The sequence below is a fragment of the Cryobacterium sp. PH29-G1 genome, assembly GCF_030063365.1.
In the GTDB taxonomy this organism is placed as follows: Bacteria; Actinomycetota; Actinomycetes; order Actinomycetales; family Microbacteriaceae; genus Cryobacterium.
Genome location: NZ_JASISY010000021.1, coordinates 1 through 16,878, shown reverse-complemented (window position 1 = coordinate 16,878; position 16,878 = coordinate 1). Strand labels below are relative to the sequence as shown.

General features: G+C 65.2%; 14 protein-coding genes. 7 read left to right on the top strand and 7 right to left on the bottom strand.

Annotation, left to right across the window (positions count from 1 at the left end; all coding sequences use genetic code 11):
* Nucleotides 1-84: 84 nt before the first annotated feature.
* Together QMK22_RS17150 and QMK22_RS17145 are read right to left on the bottom strand one after the other, a co-directional pair.
* Nucleotides 85-537 carry a hypothetical protein gene (locus QMK22_RS17150; RefSeq protein WP_283498870.1) on the bottom strand — a complete coding sequence of 151 codons (453 nt, stop codon included), beginning with the start codon at nucleotides 535-537 and terminating at the stop codon, nucleotides 85-87.
* 119 nt (nucleotides 538-656) lie between these two features.
* Entirely contained in the window at nucleotides 657-1,919 is a 1,263-nt protein-coding gene (locus tag QMK22_RS17145) for a molybdopterin-dependent oxidoreductase (RefSeq protein ID WP_283498869.1), read from the bottom strand.
* 207 nt (nucleotides 1,920-2,126) lie between these two features.
* Between QMK22_RS17145 and QMK22_RS17640 the strand changes: the two genes are divergently transcribed.
* The 4 genes from QMK22_RS17640 (at nucleotide 2,127) to QMK22_RS17125 (ending at nucleotide 7,842) form a co-directional block, all read left to right on the top strand.
* Nucleotides 2,127-2,549 (top strand): DUF7715 family protein, encoded by a 423-nt coding sequence (locus QMK22_RS17640; RefSeq protein ID WP_502857965.1) that lies wholly within the window; start codon nucleotides 2,127-2,129, stop codon nucleotides 2,547-2,549.
* A gap of 123 nt (nucleotides 2,550-2,672) precedes the next feature.
* The gene (locus QMK22_RS17135) at nucleotides 2,673-4,061 is read left to right on the top strand and encodes a glycosyltransferase 87 family protein (RefSeq protein WP_283498867.1); all 1,389 of its coding nucleotides are present in this window, start codon (nucleotides 2,673-2,675) and stop codon (nucleotides 4,059-4,061) included.
* A 127-nt stretch (nucleotides 4,062-4,188) separates the two neighbouring features.
* Entirely contained in the window at nucleotides 4,189-5,247 is a 1,059-nt protein-coding gene (locus QMK22_RS17130; RefSeq protein ID WP_283498866.1) for a glycerophosphodiester phosphodiesterase family protein, read from the top strand.
* A gap of 3 nt (nucleotides 5,248-5,250) precedes the next feature.
* Nucleotides 5,251-7,842 carry a glycosyltransferase gene (locus tag QMK22_RS17125; protein ID WP_283498865.1) on the top strand — a complete coding sequence of 864 codons (2,592 nt, stop codon included), beginning with the start codon at nucleotides 5,251-5,253 and terminating at the stop codon, nucleotides 7,840-7,842.
* 268 nt (nucleotides 7,843-8,110) lie between these two features.
* On the opposite strand, the gene QMK22_RS17120 is transcribed toward QMK22_RS17125, so the two are convergent.
* From QMK22_RS17120 to QMK22_RS17110, 3 genes are all read right to left on the bottom strand, one after another.
* Nucleotides 8,111-9,463: an ABC transporter substrate-binding protein gene (locus QMK22_RS17120; RefSeq protein WP_283498864.1), complete on the bottom strand. Its 1,353-nt coding sequence runs from the start codon at nucleotides 9,461-9,463 to the stop codon at nucleotides 8,111-8,113.
* Between the two features lie 86 nt (nucleotides 9,464-9,549).
* Nucleotides 9,550-10,413 (bottom strand): carbohydrate ABC transporter permease, encoded by an 864-nt coding sequence (locus QMK22_RS17115; RefSeq protein WP_283498863.1) that lies wholly within the window; start codon nucleotides 10,411-10,413, stop codon nucleotides 9,550-9,552.
* A complete protein-coding gene (locus QMK22_RS17110; RefSeq protein WP_283498862.1) occupies nucleotides 10,413-11,441 on the bottom strand; it encodes a carbohydrate ABC transporter permease in 1,029 nt (342 codons plus the stop codon). Before QMK22_RS17110 ends, QMK22_RS17115 begins: the two co-directional genes overlap by 1 nt.
* A 198-nt stretch (nucleotides 11,442-11,639) precedes the next feature.
* Here QMK22_RS17110 and QMK22_RS17105 point away from each other — a divergent pair, with 198 nt between their 5' ends.
* A complete protein-coding gene (locus tag QMK22_RS17105) occupies nucleotides 11,640-12,680 on the top strand; it encodes a glycerophosphodiester phosphodiesterase family protein (protein ID WP_283498861.1) in 1,041 nt (346 codons plus the stop codon).
* A gap of 171 nt (nucleotides 12,681-12,851) precedes the next feature.
* Here the strand turns inward: QMK22_RS17105 and QMK22_RS17100 are convergent, their stop codons facing one another.
* Together QMK22_RS17100 and QMK22_RS17095 are read right to left on the bottom strand one after the other, a co-directional pair.
* Nucleotides 12,852-13,541, bottom strand: coding sequence for a hypothetical protein (locus QMK22_RS17100; protein ID WP_283498860.1), 690 nt, complete (start codon nucleotides 13,539-13,541; stop codon nucleotides 12,852-12,854).
* A 254-nt stretch (nucleotides 13,542-13,795) separates the two neighbouring features.
* Complete coding sequence (locus QMK22_RS17095) at nucleotides 13,796-14,242, bottom strand: metallopeptidase family protein (RefSeq protein WP_283498859.1); 447 nt, start codon at nucleotides 14,240-14,242, stop codon at nucleotides 13,796-13,798.
* 44 nt (nucleotides 14,243-14,286) lie between these two features.
* Between QMK22_RS17095 and QMK22_RS17090 the strand changes: the two genes are divergently transcribed.
* Nucleotides 14,287-14,511, top strand: coding sequence for a DUF3499 family protein (locus QMK22_RS17090; protein WP_283498858.1), 225 nt, complete (start codon nucleotides 14,287-14,289; stop codon nucleotides 14,509-14,511).
* Between the two features lie 81 nt (nucleotides 14,512-14,592).
* Nucleotides 14,593-16,080: an adenosylhomocysteinase gene (gene ahcY / locus QMK22_RS17085; protein ID WP_283498857.1), complete on the top strand. Its 1,488-nt coding sequence runs from the start codon at nucleotides 14,593-14,595 to the stop codon at nucleotides 16,078-16,080.
* Nucleotides 16,081-16,878: the final 798 nt, after the last annotated feature.

Below are 16,878 nucleotides of genomic sequence, written 5' to 3'. Positions count from 1 at the left end.
GACCCGCGTACCCCGACCCGCGTACCCCGCCCGCTCGTTCGGCCGAGCGCCGAGCGCCGAGCGCCGAGCGCCGAGCGCCGAGCGTCAGCGACCGGTGTCGTCGGGCAACTCCGCGACCGGCCGTCGCGCTCGCAGAGACGCCCAGACCGCCAGCCCCACGGTCAGCGCGGCGAGTATGAACCAGAAGATGCCCAGATTGAGGCCGTAGTTCAGCGGCAGCACCGTCGGATTGGCCGGCGCAAAGTTCTTCGCCAGAATCGTCGGCACCGCAATGAGCGACACGATCGACCCGACGATGATCCCGCCCTGCACGATCAGCAATACCGTGCCGGTGAGCCGGCGGCCGACCCGCCGCAATGCCAGGCCGAGCGTGAACACGATCACGGCCAGCAGAGCATCGTGCAGCACGATCGCGGCCGCGATCCACAGCACCACCCCGGGAATGCGGGTCGGCCGCACCGAATCAAACATCACAATGGCACCCCAAGCCAGCAGCAGCACGCCGACAGCCACCAGCACCAAGCGGATGCTGCGCATCTGCCGACTCGTTGACGCCGGGATTCCGGCTGGCGGAGGATTCAATCCGGTCACTCCAACGACATCGGCCGATCGGAACCCCGGGCCGCTACCGGGCCTACTCGCATTCGCTCTCATGTTTAGATCGCCTCGATTCGGCTCAGCCATTTGGTTTGCAGCACGCCGGGGCGGCCGGGCGCGATCATGCGCGCTGGATACCCGTGCTCGAGATCGAGGGTCTCACCGTTCAGCTCGAGCGCTACGAGGGTGAGCGGGTCCCGCACATATTCTCGACCCATCTGGGTCTTGCTGAAGCTGCCACGTTCTTCGAGGCTGATCAGGCGAAACGAGGTGTCCGGGTCGGCATTCATGAGATCGGCGAGGTCACGCAACCGCACACCGCGCCACTGCGCCATCTGACTCCAGCCCTCGACACACGCGATCGGCAGCGTCACCTCGGTCTGCGGCAGGGCGAGCAGTTCTGCCCGGGTGAAGGCGCGTTCGGTGCCGGCGACCATCAGGGTCAGGGCCCACGTTGGGTCCGTGGCCGCATCCGCTACCTTGGCTTGCGCGCTTGTACGGTTCACCGGAACGCCCTGCTGGCCGACGCCTTTTTTGCGCGGCCCGAACAGATTGAGCGCATTCAGTGGGGTGAAGGTCTGCCCGGCGGTGAGACCGACGACAGCCGTCGTGGCCACGCCGACCGTGGTGAGAAATCCGCGCCGGCTGAGGCGGCTCGGCGTGCGCGGCGTCCGGTCGATGTAGTCGAGCACCCGCCCGGTCACGCCGCCGGGGCGGGTGTTTCCCCACAACCGCACAGCCTCGGCGTTCTCGGACCGGTCACCCGACACCGCATCGACAAGGTGATCATCGTCTTCTTCATCAGCGGATGCCTTGCTCCAGTACCGGGTGATCACGGGAAGCTTCACGGCGATATGAAGGACCAACAACCCGATCAGCACCCAACCCAGCGCGAAGTGCACCTGCCGAAACGGAAACGGCCACGGATACCACTGGTAGGTGTTGAGCAGTCCGATTGTGATCTGCACGAGCGAAGCCCCCACGAACAGGGCGATCGAGGCGCGCTCCAAGAAATGCAGAAACCCGCGTACCGGCGGATACGCGAACAAGTCGGGAAAAACAATGTAGAGCTTGGCCAGCAGGAGGGGGAAGCAGGCGATGCCAGCGATGATGTGCGTGCCCTGGGTGACCTGGTAGAGAAATTCGGGTCGGGTCGAAAAGCGCATCCAGTCGAGCGGTTCTTGGAGGAAGTGGCTATAGAGGCCGGTGCCGAAACAGATTAGAAAAGCGGCGCCGAGCAACCGACCGATCACGGTCGCCATCCGCGGATTGCGCACCGGCGACGCCAGCGCTCGCTGGGCCTCATACATCAATCTGCGCATACTTCTATTGCACCACCGGAGTCCCCGTCGTGACCCCGCTGAATCCTTACGGTCCGCACACGGTGCGTCGCGAGCACTACGCGACCCGGTCGAGCCCGTGGCCCCGGGGCGACCGATTTCGGGGCGCCGCAGCGATGTCGGTGGGTGCCGCTACCGTTTCTGGTAACTACTCACCCAGACTCGTGCCGAGATTGAAGGAGAAGCACGATGAAGGTATTGGTCGCGGCCGAGACGGTCGTACACAGTAAAGCGGCACGGCGCGCCACCGTGGGCCGACCGAACGCGTGTATTGGCGGTGAGTTGGTGTGGATGTTGGAGCCCTGCCCCACCAGCCGGCGTAACCCCAACGGTCCCTGTGACTGTGGGCGCACATTCGCGGGAATGAGCTCAGATGGCCACACCGCTACGGCCGTCGTTCGAGACGTTGTGGGGATGTCGCGAGACGACTACATCGACGCCATGCGGGCCAGTTTTGACGCTCAGGGCTGGTGTCCCTGCTGCACGATGCGGTCCGTTGTCGAGATGGTCGACGAACTGATCGGCCTCTGTGACTGCCTCCCGGCCGGCACGCTGGTCGGTCGTTGCCTTGACGCGCTGATACTACTGACCGAACCCGAAGGGTGGGGCTGAGCGGATGCAGCTGATGTCGCTCCAGGAGTACTACGCGATCTCTAAGTCTTACGGTCTGCGGGTATCTTGCGCCGCAGCGCCTTGAGGGAGCGCGCCGGAGCGCTCGTAGGTGAGGATGGACTGGTGCGAATAATTGTGATCTCGGCGCTCCTCGTGCTCAGCGCTGCCCTCACCGCCTTCAGCGTGCTGGCCTTCGACCTGTTCAACCCGCACCGCGATGCGGTGCAACTCGTACTCGCGACCAGCGCGCTCTGGCTGCTGTTCGGCCTGGCGTACTGGCTGCTGCGCCGGGTCAACGGCATAGCTGTGGTGGCGCTGATCCTGGCCGGTTCCGCTCTGATCGGCGGTGCTGCTCTGGTCGGGCCGCCCAACACGAGCACCGACTCGGCGCGCTACGCCTGGGACGGAATCGTGCAAAACAACGGCATCAGCCCCTACGCCTACACGCCAGCGGATGACCGCCTTGATTCCCTGAGACCAGACTGGCTGTTCCCGGCACCCGTTGTTCTCGACTCCGGTACGGAAACCTGCGTCGGCGAGCGCATTGCGCGCGCCCACAAGACCGAGTCCGGCGATCTGCTCTGCTCGGCGCTCAACCGCACGGCGGTACCCACGATCTACCCGCCGGCGAGTGAAATCTATTTCGCCGGCGTGCGGTTTCTGACCGGTCCGGAGCCGGGCTACTGGCCGTTGCAGCTGGGCGGGCTGCTGCTCAGCCTTGGCACGACCGTCATGCTCCTGGTCGGCCTGCACCGCCGCGGCCTCGACCTGCGCACCGCGGCGCTCTGGGCCTGGTGTCCGCTCGTAGCCACCGAGGCCATCACCAACTCCCACGTGGACATGCTCGGCGTCATCTTCGCAGTCGCCGCCGTGTTCCTCGTCTCGAGCAAGAAGGTCTGGCGGGGCGGCGTTCTGCTCGGAATCGCCATTGGCACCAAGCTCATCCCGGTGCTGGCGGCACCGGCGATACTCAAGCGCGGGGGGTGGCGCATGGTCACGGCATCCGTTCTGAGTTTCGCGCTGCTATACGTTCCCTATGTGCTCGCCACCGGCATCGGGGTGCTCGGATACCTGCCCGGCTACCTCTCCGAGGAGGGCTATGAGGACGGATCCCGGTTCGCGCTGGTGTCCCTGGTTGCGCCGGGATCGTCCGCGATCATCGTGGCCGGCCTAATTTTGAGCATCGTCGCCGTGCTGGTCATTCTCAAGACCGACCAGAGTAGACCGTGGGTCGGCCAGCTCGTCATGATCGGCACGACCCTGCTCATACTCAGCCCGCGCTACCCCTGGTATGCGTTGCTGCTCCTGCCGTTCGTGGCGCTGAGCGGCCGTTGGGAATGGTTGCTGGTGCCGATGGCGCTCACCCTCCGGCTGCTCGTGCCGAGCGTGCCACTCACCCGGGCGTCGATCGCCATCGCAATCATCGTGATCGTGGTGGTCTCCCTGCGCCGAGCCGGACCGGGCGCCATCAAGCGGATGCTGCCCCGCCGGCGCCAGCCCGTCCCGGCCTGAGAACGCACGTGTTAATACAGAGTTCATGCGCCTGACGGTTGCCGGGCGGATGCCGGTCACCTCGACTGCTTAACGTGAGCACATGCGCGCGCCGGTCGGCGTGCCGCGACACCGGGGGAGTGCCCGCATGCACAAGATTCTCATCACCGCGGCCGCCGCCGCCCTCACCTCGGTTCTTGTCGGCGGGGCGCTGCTGGCCGTGCAGGGGGAATCGGCGCTGGCCAGGCCCGCGATGTCGGCTGAAACCGCGACGTCACTCGATTCGAACGGCGGGTTCGACCTGCAATCCCATCGCGGCGGCCGCGGCGAACACAGCGAGGAGAGCCTGGCCGCTTTCACCGCGTCTCTCGAACTCGGCGTCAGCACGCTCGAACTCGACACGCACCTCACCCGCGACGACCGCATCGTGGTCTGGCACGACGATGTACTCACCGAGAGCAAATGCCGGGACACGGATGCCGCCTTCCGCGATGATCCGGACTATCCATATGCCGGTCATCGCGTTCGTGAACTGACGCTTGCCCAGATTCAGATGCTCGACTGCGGTTACCAGCAGCTGCCCGGCTACCCCGAGCAACAGAACGTGCCCGAGAACGTTATCGCTGAACTCGCCGATGTGTTCGCGCTTCTGGAACTGCACCGCGCCGACACCGTGCAGCTCAACATTGAGACCAAGATTGAGGTTCCTGGACCGACCGGCGCCGACGAAATGGCGGCGCTCACCCGCGCCGTCGTTGCCTCCATTGCGGCGTCGGGCCGCGCCGACCGGGTCACGGTGCAGAGCTTCGACTGGGCCTCGCTCAACCTCGTGCGGCAAATCGCCCCCGAGCTGCGGCTCGTCGCCCTCACGCAGGGCGACGACTGGCTCGAGGTGGGCCAGCCCGGTGCGAGTGTGCACCTCGGCGGCATCGATATCGACGACTACGACGGCTCGGTCGCCCGCGCCGCCGCCGCAGCCGGTTACGACGCCCTCTCGCCGATTTTTGAGACCGTAACGCCCAAGCTCGTGGCTGATGCCCACGCTGCCGGACTGCCCGTGATCCCGTGGACGGTCAGCGAGACAGCGCTCATGCACACCCTCATCGATATGGGGGTCGACGGCATCATTACGGACTATCCCACTCGGCTGCGCGCCGTGCTCGCCGAGCGTGGGGCCTCGCTTCCAATCTCCTACCCGGCGGCGTAGATCATGCGCGTCGTTCGGGCCGCCCGATTCATCCTGTCTGTCCTGACCAGGGGGTGGGCCGGGATCAAACGTCGCCTCGCGCGGTTCGTCGAGCGCATCCGTCGGGCGTGGCGCTACGAAGCCCACGCCTATTGGCGCGCGCGCCCGATCAACCCCAACGCCGTGCTCTACGAAGCGTTCAACGGCTCCGGAATACTCTGCAACCCTGAAGCGCTGTTTCGCCGATTACGCATTGCGTCCGATCAATCCCGCTTGCGGCACATTTGGGCGCTGAAAGACCCGCGCGCGGCCCGCCGAGAGTATCGCCATGATCGCACCGTGCGCATCGTGAAAACCGGCTCGCCCGCCTACTATCGGGCGCTCGCCACGAGCCACTACCTGATCAGCAACGCCACCTTCCCGCCGCAATTCTGCAAGCGTCCCGGCCAGGTCTACCTCAACACCTGGCACGGTACCCCGCTCAAACACATGGGCTATGACCTGCTCGACGGAGCGTTCGGCACCGCCAATATCCTGCGCAATTTCGTGAGTGCCGACTACCTGCTCGCCGCCAACCCGTTCATGGCCAGGCAAATGTATGAGCGTGCCTACAAACTCGACGGCATTTTTCGGGGACGCATGCTGCTGGCCGGCTCCCCCCGCATCGACCGTCAGATACTCACCGCCGACCAAGCGCGAGCCGCCCGCGTCCGGCTCGCGCCGCTGAACATCACCGGCCGCGAGATCGTGCTGTATGCCCCCACGTGGAAGGGCGCCTCGTTTGCGCACCCCGACGATGATCTCGACGTACTGCTCGACCGGGTGCGACAGATTACCGCCGGCATCGACAGCAGCCGTTATGTCGTGCTGCTGAAAACCCACCAGGCCGTGCACGCGCTCGCCGCCGGCCGGCCCGACCTCGCCCGGGTGCTGGTTCCAAACGACCTGCCGACCAACGTCGTGCTCGGGCTGGCCAGTATTCTCGTCACCGACTATTCCAGCATCTTCTTCGACTTTCTCGCTACCGGCCGGCCGATCGTGTTTTTCACGCCCGACCTGGCCGACTTCGAGCAGTCCCGAGGGTTGTACCTAGCGCCGCCCGAGCTGCCGGGCCCGCTGTGTCGCACGGTTGCGGAGGTGGTCGCCGTCATCGGCGAGGTCGCCGAACACGGTCGGCTGGCTGCCTTCACCGAGCGCTATCGGATCGCGCAGCACGATTATGTCGGCCAGGATGACGGTGCTGCGAGTGCCCGCGTGATCGACATCGTCTTTCGCGGCATCGACCCGGGCAAGCTGTTGCGCCAGTCGCAACTGTCCGATCGCAGATCCATGCTCATCTATCTCGGAGGTATGAAGCCCAACGGCATCACCTCCGCCGCGCTCAACCTGCTCGGCGCGATCGACCACAGCCGGTTCGACGTTTCGGTCGCCTTCGCTCGGACCACCGCTCCGGCCCGCCGGGCCAACCAGCGCCTGATCGACCCGAGGGTGCGGCAATTCGCTCGGATCGGCGGCATGAACGGCGGATTCCGGCAGCGACTCGCCCGCCGCCGGAGGGCCGCTTCCACAGTCGCTTCCGCCGTCGCTTCCGCCGTCGCTTCCACAGTCGCTTCCACAGTCGGTCCCGCCGTCATTGCCGCCGAGTTCACCGAGGAATTCACTCGGTGTTTCGGCGACAGCCGCTTCGACCACGTCGTCGACTTCAGCGGATACGGCCCGTTTTGGGCCGAACTGCTGTTGCACTCGCCGCCCGCCGTGCGCTCCATCTGGCTGCACAACGACCTCGCCGCCGACGCCCACCGCAGTGTCGGAGGATCGAAACGGATGCTGCGCGCCCTCACCCAGACCTTCGCCTCCTATGACCGCTTCGACAGCCTGGTCTCAGTGTCGCCGGCGCTCGCCGCGATCAACGCCGAGGCGCTCGGTATCTACGCGCCGCGCTCGAAATTCACGGTGGCGCACAACACTGTCGACGTCGAGCGCATCCGGCGCGGCGCCCGTGCTGCCGGGGAGCCTGCCTCCGATCTGATCACCTTCGTCACCATCGGGCGCCTCTCGCCCGAAAAAAACCAGGCTCGCCTGATCCGGGCGTTTGCGCTCGTGCACGCCCGACATCCGCTCACCCGCCTCGTCATCGTGGGCGCGGGCCCGCTGCAAGACGAGTTGGCCGAGCTGATCCTCGACCTGATGCTCGCACACGCGGTCACGCTCACCGGCGCGCTCGCCAACCCGTATTCCGTGCTCGCCGCGGCCGACTGTTTCGTGCTGTCGAGTGACTACGAGGGGGCGCCGATGGTGCTTCTCGAGGCGCTCGTGCTGGAGCGTGCCGTCGTGACGGTGGCTTTCGCATCCGTCCATGATGCGCTGCCTCAGGCTGCAGGTCTCGTGGTGCCCCAAACGGACGCCGGCCTGGCAGCCGGGCTCGCCGCCTTTCTGCGCGGCGAGGTCGTGGCGAGCGCATTCGACCATGAGTCCTATGCCCGCCGTGCGGTCACCGAGTTTTATCGTGCCATCGGTGTTCCCCACCCGACTGCGCACATCGATCTGGATGCCGAGCTGGCCGAGCTGGCCGAGCTCGCGCCGATCGATGCCGTCGAGCGCGCCTCGCAGCGCTAACCGTGCTTCCAACCGTGCTTCCAACCGTGCTTCCAACCGTGCTTCCAACCGTGCTTCCACAACTGCCGACCCGTGAGTTTGCGCTCCGACCGGTGAGCTACGCCCGTCCACCCGTGAAAATCGCCCCAAGACATCGAGGCAAATCGTTCAAGGTCATGGCTCGGCGAGGAGGCCGTGCACCGAGCCAATGCGTCGTATCCTGCCGGCGGCGCCAAACTCAGGGTGCGGACCCGCCGTCCCGGCGGGTCTGCACTCTGAGTCCTTGAAACTACAGGTATGCGCTCACGTTCTCGTCAAATGAAGTCGCGATCGCCGTGCTCGCGACGGCGAAGGCCTCTGCCGGGGCGGTCTGCTGAAGCATGATCTTCTCGAGCGCGGTGGTGAGTTCTTTGTCGGCGTTGGGCACGAACACTCGGCCCCAGTCCTGCGACCGAGTGGTCTCGAGCTGGTCGACGGCGGTGCGGAACTGAGGAAACTCGGCGTAGACCGTGGCCATTGTCTCGCCGTCGCGGGCTGAAGTCCGCACCGGCATGTAACCGGTATTCGAGGAGAAGTACGCCGTGTTCTCGGAGTTGGTCAGGAACTTCAAGAACATTCCAGCGGCCAACTGCTGCTCGGGGGTGCGATCGGCGGCGATGGCGACCCCGGTACCGCCGGTCGGGCAGGCTGGTCCTTTCGGACCTTCCGGCAGAAAGCCGGTGCCGACTTCGAAGGCCGCGGCTTTCAGGATGCCGGTGAGTGACCCGGTCGAACCCATGATGCAGCCGGTCAAGCCGGCACCGAAGTCGGCGACCTGGTCGACGGCGGCGACGGCGGCAACCTTGCGGTCGTAAATCAGCGACTGCAGGTAGTCCGCCGCGGCGATCGCTTCGGGAGTATCAAGCGTCATGGTCCACTCGTCGGAGTATGCCCCGCCCTGGCCCCACAGCATGTTGCAGAACCACCAGGCCGCCCAGGAGGTGCCCTTGCCGAGGCCGAGCGGTGTTACTCCGCCCACGGCGAGAATCTTCGGTGCCCACTCGTCGAATTCGGCCCAAGTCTTCGGAGCGCGGTCGGGAAGCCCCGCCGCGGCCCAGACACTTTTGTTGTAGTAAAACAGAGGGGTCGATCGGGCATAGGGAACGGCCCAGTGGTTACCGGTGAAGGTGTAGTCGTCGTACAGGGTCGTGTTGAAGTCGGCTGTGTCGAATTCGAGGTGCTTCGCGAGGTCGTCGATCGGCAGGATCTGGCCGTTGATCATGTAGCGGAACCACCACACGTCACTAGCGAGCACGAGGTCGGGCACACTGTTGGTGCCCGACGCCGCTTGGAACTTCTGCGCGACCTCGTCATAGTTGGCCCCGGCCGTGACCAGGTTCACCGTGATCTCGGGATTCTCGGCCTGGAACTGCCTGATGATTTCTTCTTCGATCAGTTTGGATGTGCCCGGGTGGTTGCTCCACCAGGTGATCTCCTTCGCCGGGGTGATTCCGGTCCAGTCGGTCAGGCCGGCTTCGGCCGCGCCGGCGCCCGCTCCGAGGGACGGTCCGCTGCACGCGGCGAGGGTAGCGGTGGCACCGAACACCGCGGCAAGCTTCAGAATTTGCCGACGGTTGATGGTGAAGGTGGGTGTCGCGGTCATTGAACTCTCTCCTTGAAGGGGGTGGCACGGGAATCGGAAAAGATGGGGCGGCGGCATCCGCTCGGCTGCACACGGATGCCGCAGCGTCAGCCGGTTACGCCGCCGGCGGTCAGCCCGGCGATGATGCGTTTCTGCAGCGCAAAGAAGGCGATGAGCACCGGCACGGTGACCAGTACCGTGCCGGCCATGAGCACACCCCAGTTGGTGACGCCGTCGTTGTTTTGCAGCAGGGTCAGGCCCACCGGAAGGGTCATCATGTCAGCGCGGTCGACGACGAGCAGCGGCCACAGGTATTCGTTCCACTCGGAGACGATCGAGACCAGGGCGACGGCGGCGATGGTGGGTGCGGAGATCGGCACGATGAATCGCCAAAGCCGGGTCCAATGGCTCGCACCGTCGAGCGCGGCTGCTTCGAGGATGGAGATCGGCAGGGTCAGAAAATGTTGGCGGAACAGAAAGGTGCCGAACGCACTGGCCAGGCCCGGCACGATGATGCCCTGGTACGTGTTGATCCAGCCGAGCGATGCCACCAGGGTGAAGTTGGGAATCATGACGATCTGCTGCGGCACGAGCAGGGCGAAGATCACCAGGCCGAACACGAATTTCTTGAACGGAAACTCCAGAAACACGACGGCATAGGCGGTGGTGAGGCCGAGCAGCATTTTGAGCCCGGCGCCGATCACGGTCGTGATGGTGCTGTTCAGAAAGAAGTTGCCAAACGGTACGGCGGCCAGAGCCGCGGCGTAGTTCGACAGATCGTACGCCTCGGGCAGCCACTGGATCGGCACGGTGTAGATCTCGTCGCGTTCCTTGAAGCCGGCCAGGAACATCCACACCAGCGGAAGGACCATGATCGCGATGGCCAAAACCAGGCCGAGGTAGCCGCCGAGCTGCAGCGGCTGGCGCCGTCGCGGGGTAGTCGTCGTTGGGGAGGTACGTGTCGGGGCCATTAGTAGTGCACTCGTTTCTCGACGTACTTCATTTGAATCAGCGTGACCACGAGCAATACGGCGAACAGGATCGTCGCGACGGCGGAGGAATACCCGGCCCGACCGGCTTGAAAGCCTTCCTGATAGATCTGGTACATCATCGTGGTGGTGCCCTCGAGCGGTCCACCTTTGGTCATCGCCTGAATGATGTCGAACGACTGCAGCGAACTCAGAAGTGTCGTTATCGACAGAAAAAACGTGGTCGGGCCGAGGAGTGGCAACACGATATTGCGGAATGCACGCATCGGCGAGGCTCCGTCCAGCGACGCGGCCTCGAGCAGATCACGCGGGACGGACTGCAATGCCGCCAGGTAAATGAGCGCGACGTAGCCCACGTTCTTCCACAGATAGACGATGATGACCATGACCAACGCCCAATGCGGATCGTTGTACCAGGGCGGTGAGGCCACGCCGATCGCATCGAGCAGCGCCGCGGTGATACCGAAGTTCGGGTCGAACACGAACAGCCATAACAGCCCGACCGCGACGCCCGAAAGCACGTATGGTGCCACGACAATGGTGCGCGCAGCGCCTCGCCCGTGCAGTTTTCGGTTGAGCAGCACCGCGAACAGCAGGCCGATGACCATACCGCCACCGACGGTCGCGACCGTGAAGATCAGCGTGACAGTGACGACCCGGCTAGTGCCCGGGTCGGTAAACCAGGACACATAGTTGCCAAGCCCCACGGGAATCGCTGCCGCGGAGCCGAGATTCCATTGCAGGGTCGAATAATAGAGCGACTGCAGCAGCGGCTTATAGGTGAACACGATCAGCAGCGCCACGTTCGGCCCCGCGAACAGCAGAAACAGGAGCCACGATTTCCACGGCTTCTTTTTCTTACGCGGGGTGAACGCACGGCGCACCCCCGGTGTCGAAACCGTGTTGACGATACCCGCCGAGCTGGCCTTGGTCGTGACCGCGACCACTGAAGCGGTGCCACGGTGCGGGCCACGGCCCAGGCCGCTGTGCAGGTCCTCGATGGTGGGCATACCGTGAAATCTCCTTGTGAAATACCGTCGGCCAAGCAGCAGACTCTGTCAGATTAGGTAGCCGAGGTGGCGCTGATTCGCCAATATCCGCTTATACGCGCAGTTGTCGTGAGTCGTTCGTCAGTACCGCCTCGAAACTTCAGCGGGTGTTCACCTGACCCGTCTCGCGGCGTCATTCGGGGCAGATACGGTGTGCAGATGCGCCCTCTCGTTATCGGTCACCGCGGAGCCAGCGGCTATCGCCCCGAACACACAGCTTCTGCCTATGAGCTCGCCTTCGAACTGGGCGCCGACGCCGTGGAACCCGACATTGTGGCCACCCGCGATGGTGTTTTGGTATTGCGCCACGAGAACGACATTTCCGTCACGACGGATGTGGCCTCCCGTACCGAGTTCGCCGGCCGCCGCACCACGAAGGAATTCGCTGGGCACACCGTCACCGGCTGGTTCACCGAGGACTTCACCTGGGCCGAACTCGCCACCCTCCGGGCGCGGGAACGCCTCCCGCACCTGCGCCCGAAGAGCGCCCTGCACGACGGATTGCATCCGATCCTGCGCCTGCGGGATCTGTTCGACATCGTGGACACGGCGTCCAACGCCTACCGGCGCACCCTTGGGATGGTCGCCGAAATCAAAAACGCCGCCTATTTCGCCTCGATCGGCCTGCCGTTGGACGAGCTGTTCGCCGCCGAGCTGCGCGCGGCCGGCTGGGATGACGGAGACGACCGGCTGATCATCGAAAGCTTCGAGCCGACCGTGCTCGGTCAGATCGCCGCGCGCGGCATCAGCGCACGACGAGTATTCCTGATCGCCCCAACCGGGCAGCCGCTCGACGACGTCATCGCTCGCGGCAGCGCGGCCCCCTATTACGCGCACTATCTCACCGAACCCGGTCTGGTCGCGCTCGGGCGCAGCCCCGCCGCAAACGCCGTGCACGGTATCAGCGTTGACAAATCGGCCATCGTTCGCCCGGATGCCGAAGGCGAGCTGGTCGTGTCGTCTCTCGTCACCGACGCGCACGAGGCCGGGCTGCAAATCTTCTGCTGGACCCTCCGCCCCGAGAACTCCTTTCTCACGGCACCGTGTCGTCGCGGCGATCAGGCAGCAAACTTCGGGCACTGGAGGGGAGAGTTCGCCGCGGTCATGGGCAGTGGAATCGACGGGGTCTTCGTCGACCACCCCGACCTGGCCGTGAGCGTGCGTGATGATTTGCGCAGCCGGGTGTCGGCATCCGTTTGACGCGTTGAGCGGATGCCGCTTCGCGCGCGGCACTCGTTGGAGTTCGCGGCACCCCTAACACCGAGTGCCCGTTTCCCTAACGCCTGCCGCGAGCCGGGCGAGCCGCCCCGCGGGCACGCATAAAATCGGGGCCCGCCGTGTGGCGAGCCCCGATTGTGCTGTGAAGAGTAACTACTTGGTCGCTGCGGTGATGGTCGCGATACCCACGAGCAGCTGGTCGGCGACAGCGTCGGTGTTGAACGTGGAGTTCAGCAGGCCGGCGGCGACGGAGGAGATGTGAACCGTGGTGCCGGTGAGGATGGCGTTGTCGCCGTCCATCTTGAGCGGCTCAAGGGTTCCACCGTAGAGGTCGAACAGGAGGGCTTGGGTCGCAGCGGACTCGCCGTTGACCGACACGTCACCGAAGAGCTCCGAGGTGCCCGGGTCGATGGTGAAGTTGGTCAGCTCGACGACGGTGTCGCCGGCGGTCAGCGAGAAGCCGGATCCCTCGTGCTCAATGGAACCCTGAACGAAGGGACGGTAGCTCTCGGCCGGGTCGTAGTAGTCCACGTTGCCGCCGGTGATCGGGAAGTGCAGTGCGCCGTCTTCGAGCGTGGCCGTTCCGACTGTGCCAGCGGTGAGGCCGAGGCTTTCGAGGGCGGCAGCGAAGTCGGCGTCGAGCAGCACAGCGGTGTCAACACCGGAGAGGCTGGGGATCGAGGCGAGCGGCGTCGGCGTGGCTTCGGCCGAGCTGGACGAGCTGGACGAGCTGGATGCCGGTGCCGGCGTCGTCGCGGTGTCCGTTGCCGAGCAGCCAGCCAGGCCGGCAATGAGAATTCCAGCAGCAGCGAAACCGACGGTGGCCTTGGTGAATGAGCGCATGAGATGAATCCTTTTCTGTAGATCGTGCAGGTGGTGTTGGGGTCTGCATGGTGTTCGGTCCCCTCCGCGAAATGGTTTGGAATTACCCCATTCCGTTACCGTTCTGTTACTAAATACAGCAAACGCTCAGACCACCAGACGCGCCGAATACACCCGTCAACCATCCGCGATCCCAGTCATAGCACGGAAGCATCGACTTTTTGGCGCGCTCACGGGCGGCTTCACCCAGCCGGGGACAGCACCGTGCCGGGTGACTAGAAGTGGCGAAAGCGATCCGGCGCGAGATCCCACGGATCCTTGCCGAGCAATTCGGCGACGCCGCGAAAGACGCAGGTCTCGATCATCATGCGCTGGTGCATCTCATCGTTCTCGTGCAGGCGCGACAAGCGTTGGATCGGCAGGCGGTAGAACACGACCCGATTAGTCTCGGGCGTCACCATCCATCGTTCAACGCCGACGCCGGGCACGACGGTGGGCGGTCCGGAGGCCACCTCGAACACGGTTCCGCCCAGATCTTCGGGCCACAGGCCACGCAAATACTCGACGGTCGAGGCAATCGTCATATCGAACAGGTCGATGCGGGTGCGCAGCGGTGGCAGAAAAGGTCCGGTCGCCGAACTGCGGATACCGCGGCCGTGCCGATCGCGCCCACGACCGCGCACGGTCGGTTCGGGCGCAGCGGAACGACGAGATCGGCTCATGCTGCCATCCTACGGCGGGCTGGTAGCCGGTACCCTTAGAGGCAATGACATTCCGCCCGTGTTCTCGCGTTGCCTGCCTCGAACCCTCCGTGGCCACGCTCACCTTTGATTATGGTGAGTCCCTCGCCGTGCTCGGCCCACTTTCCGGCCGCAAGGAGCCGCACAGCTTTGACCTGTGTTCCCGGCACGCGGAGCGCACGAGCGCTCCGCAGGGCTGGCAGCTGATGCGGCACCGCCTCATCGGCGACGAGCCCGACACCGCCCAATAGCGTCTCCCGCTCGGCCCGGGCGTAGATCTGGACCGTAAAACAATGGCGCCGTCATTCAGGCGAAAATGGCAAGATAGCAGCATGACTGTCGCCTCACCCACCGCGCCCCGCACCTTCAACTACAAGATTGCCGACCTGTCGCTCGCCGAGGTGGGACGCCATCAGCTGCGGCTGGCCGAGAATGAGATGCCGGGCCTTATGGCTCTCCGCACCGAATTCGGTGAGTCGAAGCCGCTCGCTGGCGCCCGCATCGCCGGCTCGCTGCACATGACCGTGCAGACGGCCGTGCTGATCGAGACCCTCGTCGCCCTCGGCGCGCAGGTGCGGTGGGCCAGCTGCAACATTTTCTCCACCCAGGACGATGCGGCTGCCGCGATCGCGGTCGGCCCGACCGGCACAGCGGATGCCCCCGCCGGCGTTCCCGTGTTCGCCTGGAAGGGGGAGACCCTCGAAGACTACTGGTGGTGCACCACGCAGATCTTCGACTGGAGTGCCGAGGCGGCAGTAGCCGGAGCGACCTGGACCGGACCGAACATGATCCTCGATGACGGCGGCGACGCCACGATGCTCGTGCACAAGGGGCGCGAATTCGAGTCCGCCGGTGCCGTGCCCGCCGATGCGGCCGGTGACAGTCACGAATACGGCGTCATCCTCGCCGCCCTGCGCCGGTCTCTCGCCGAGTCGAGTGACCGCTGGACCCTCGTCGCCGCCGACCTCATGGGGGTCACCGAAGAAACCACAACCGGGGTGCACCGTCTCTATGAGCTCGCCGCGAGCAAGGAACTGCTCTTTCCGGCCATCAATGTCAACGACTCGGTCACCAAGAGTAAGTTTGACAACAAATACGGCATTCGCCACTCGCTCCCGGACGGCCTTAATCGTGCCACCGACGTGCTGATCGGCGGCAAGGTTGTCTTCGTCGCCGGCTATGGCGATGTCGGTAAGGGTGCCGCCGAAGCGCTCCGCGGCCAGGGTGCCCGGGTGATTGTGAGCGAGATTGACCCGATCAACGCCCTGCAGGCAGCGATGGACGGGTTCCAGGTCGCCCGCCTCGACTCTGTCGTCGAACAGGTCGATATCTTTGTCAGTGGCACCGGCAACTTCAACGTCATCGGCGTCGATCACATGCTGCGCATGAAGCACCTGGCGATCGTTGCCAACGTCGGACACTTCGACAACGAGATCGACATGGCCGCACTCGAGTCGCTGCCCGGCGCAGTGAAGGTGCAGATCAAGCCGCAGGTCGACGAATGGCGTCTGCCGAGCGGGCGCAGTGTGCTCGTCTTATCGGAGGGCCGCCTGATGAACCTCGGTAACGCCACCGGTCATCCGTCGTTCGTGATGAGCAACTCCTTCACCAACCAGGTGCTCGCGCAGATCGAGCTCTTCGTCTCGCCGGAGAAATATCCGGTGGGTGTGTATGTGCTGCCCAAGCTGCTCGACGAGAAGGTCGCGCGCCTGCACCTCGACGCGCTGGGCGTGGAGCTGACCGTGCTCACCCCCGAGCAGGCCGGCTATCTCGGTATCCCCGTCGAGGGCCCCTACAAGGTCGACCACTACCGCTACTAGCCCCCGTCCCCGCTACCCGGGCCCGGGCCCGGAACCTGGGCCCATGTTCTATCGTGGGCCCACTTGCATAGGGTGGGCCCGGAACGGGGTGCCTCGAGTGTTGGCTGGCCCCGTGGGCGGGTTGCCCGAGTGTGTGCTGGCGCCGTAGGCCAGGCGGTCGGAGAGCTGGCCGGCCCTGGGCTGGGTACGTCGAGATTCGGACGGCTCGAGAGTTGGCTGGGCGTGGTCGGGCCAGCGGATGCAACACCCCTGACTTGTAGCGCGTCCGCCAGCGCCCGGATGCCACTGTTTTTGTGTCCGGGCCCGGGCCCGGAAGCTGGGCCCGTGTTCTATCGTGGGCCCGGTTGCATAAGGTGGGCCCGGTGGGGTGGGCTCTTGACGGGGGATTTCCGTGTTGGTGCGCGGCGCGGGTTTCTTGCGGTTTGCCCGTTGGGCTGAGATGCGCTGTTTTCGTAAGGTGGGCCCGCTTTCCGGGCCCGGGCCCGGGCATCCGTTTTGCGGGTGTGGGGTGGTGGGGCCCAGGCGACCTGGGCCCATGTTCTATCGTGGGCCCGGTTGCATAGGGTGGGCCCGAAGTCTGGCTGGCCCGAAAGCTGGCTGGCCGCGGGCGTTGGCGTGAGCAAGCGGGCGGATGCTGCAGCCGTTGGCTCGTGGGGTGGCCGCCCGTGCTTGGTCGCCCGGAGTGCCCTGGTTTTAGTGTCCGGGCCCGGGCCCGGAAAGTGGGCCCATGTTCTATCGTGGGCCCGGTTGCATAAGGTGGGCCCGGGGCCCGGGGCCCGGGGCCCGGGAGTCGGGTGC

Excerpts from the sequence above, each read along its gene's own strand:
- QMK22_RS17150 (WP_283498870.1), bottom strand. The coding sequence starts at position 537 with ATGCGCAGCATCCGCTTGGTGCTGGTGGCTGTCGGCGTGCTGCTGCTG.
- QMK22_RS17145 (WP_283498869.1), bottom strand. The coding sequence starts at position 1,919 with ATGCGCAGATTGATGTATGAGGCCCAGCGAGCGCTGGCGTCGCCGGTG.
- QMK22_RS17640 (WP_502857965.1), top strand. The coding sequence starts at position 2,127 with ATGAAGGTATTGGTCGCGGCCGAGACGGTCGTACACAGTAAAGCGGCA.
- QMK22_RS17130 (WP_283498866.1), top strand. The coding sequence starts at position 4,189 with ATGCACAAGATTCTCATCACCGCGGCCGCCGCCGCCCTCACCTCGGTT.
- QMK22_RS17125 (WP_283498865.1), top strand. The coding sequence starts at position 5,251 with ATGCGCGTCGTTCGGGCCGCCCGATTCATCCTGTCTGTCCTGACCAGG.
- QMK22_RS17120 (WP_283498864.1), bottom strand. The coding sequence starts at position 9,463 with ATGACCGCGACACCCACCTTCACCATCAACCGTCGGCAAATTCTGAAG.
- QMK22_RS17115 (WP_283498863.1), bottom strand. The coding sequence starts at position 10,413 with ATGGCCCCGACACGTACCTCCCCAACGACGACTACCCCGCGACGGCGC.
- QMK22_RS17110 (WP_283498862.1), bottom strand. The coding sequence starts at position 11,441 with ATGCCCACCATCGAGGACCTGCACAGCGGCCTGGGCCGTGGCCCGCAC.
- QMK22_RS17105 (WP_283498861.1), top strand. The coding sequence starts at position 11,640 with ATGCGCCCTCTCGTTATCGGTCACCGCGGAGCCAGCGGCTATCGCCCC.
- QMK22_RS17100 (WP_283498860.1), bottom strand. The coding sequence starts at position 13,541 with ATGCGCTCATTCACCAAGGCCACCGTCGGTTTCGCTGCTGCTGGAATT.
- QMK22_RS17095 (WP_283498859.1), bottom strand. The coding sequence starts at position 14,242 with ATGAGCCGATCTCGTCGTTCCGCTGCGCCCGAACCGACCGTGCGCGGT.
- QMK22_RS17090 (WP_283498858.1), top strand. The coding sequence starts at position 14,287 with ATGACATTCCGCCCGTGTTCTCGCGTTGCCTGCCTCGAACCCTCCGTG.
- ahcY (WP_283498857.1), top strand. The coding sequence starts at position 14,593 with ATGACTGTCGCCTCACCCACCGCGCCCCGCACCTTCAACTACAAGATT.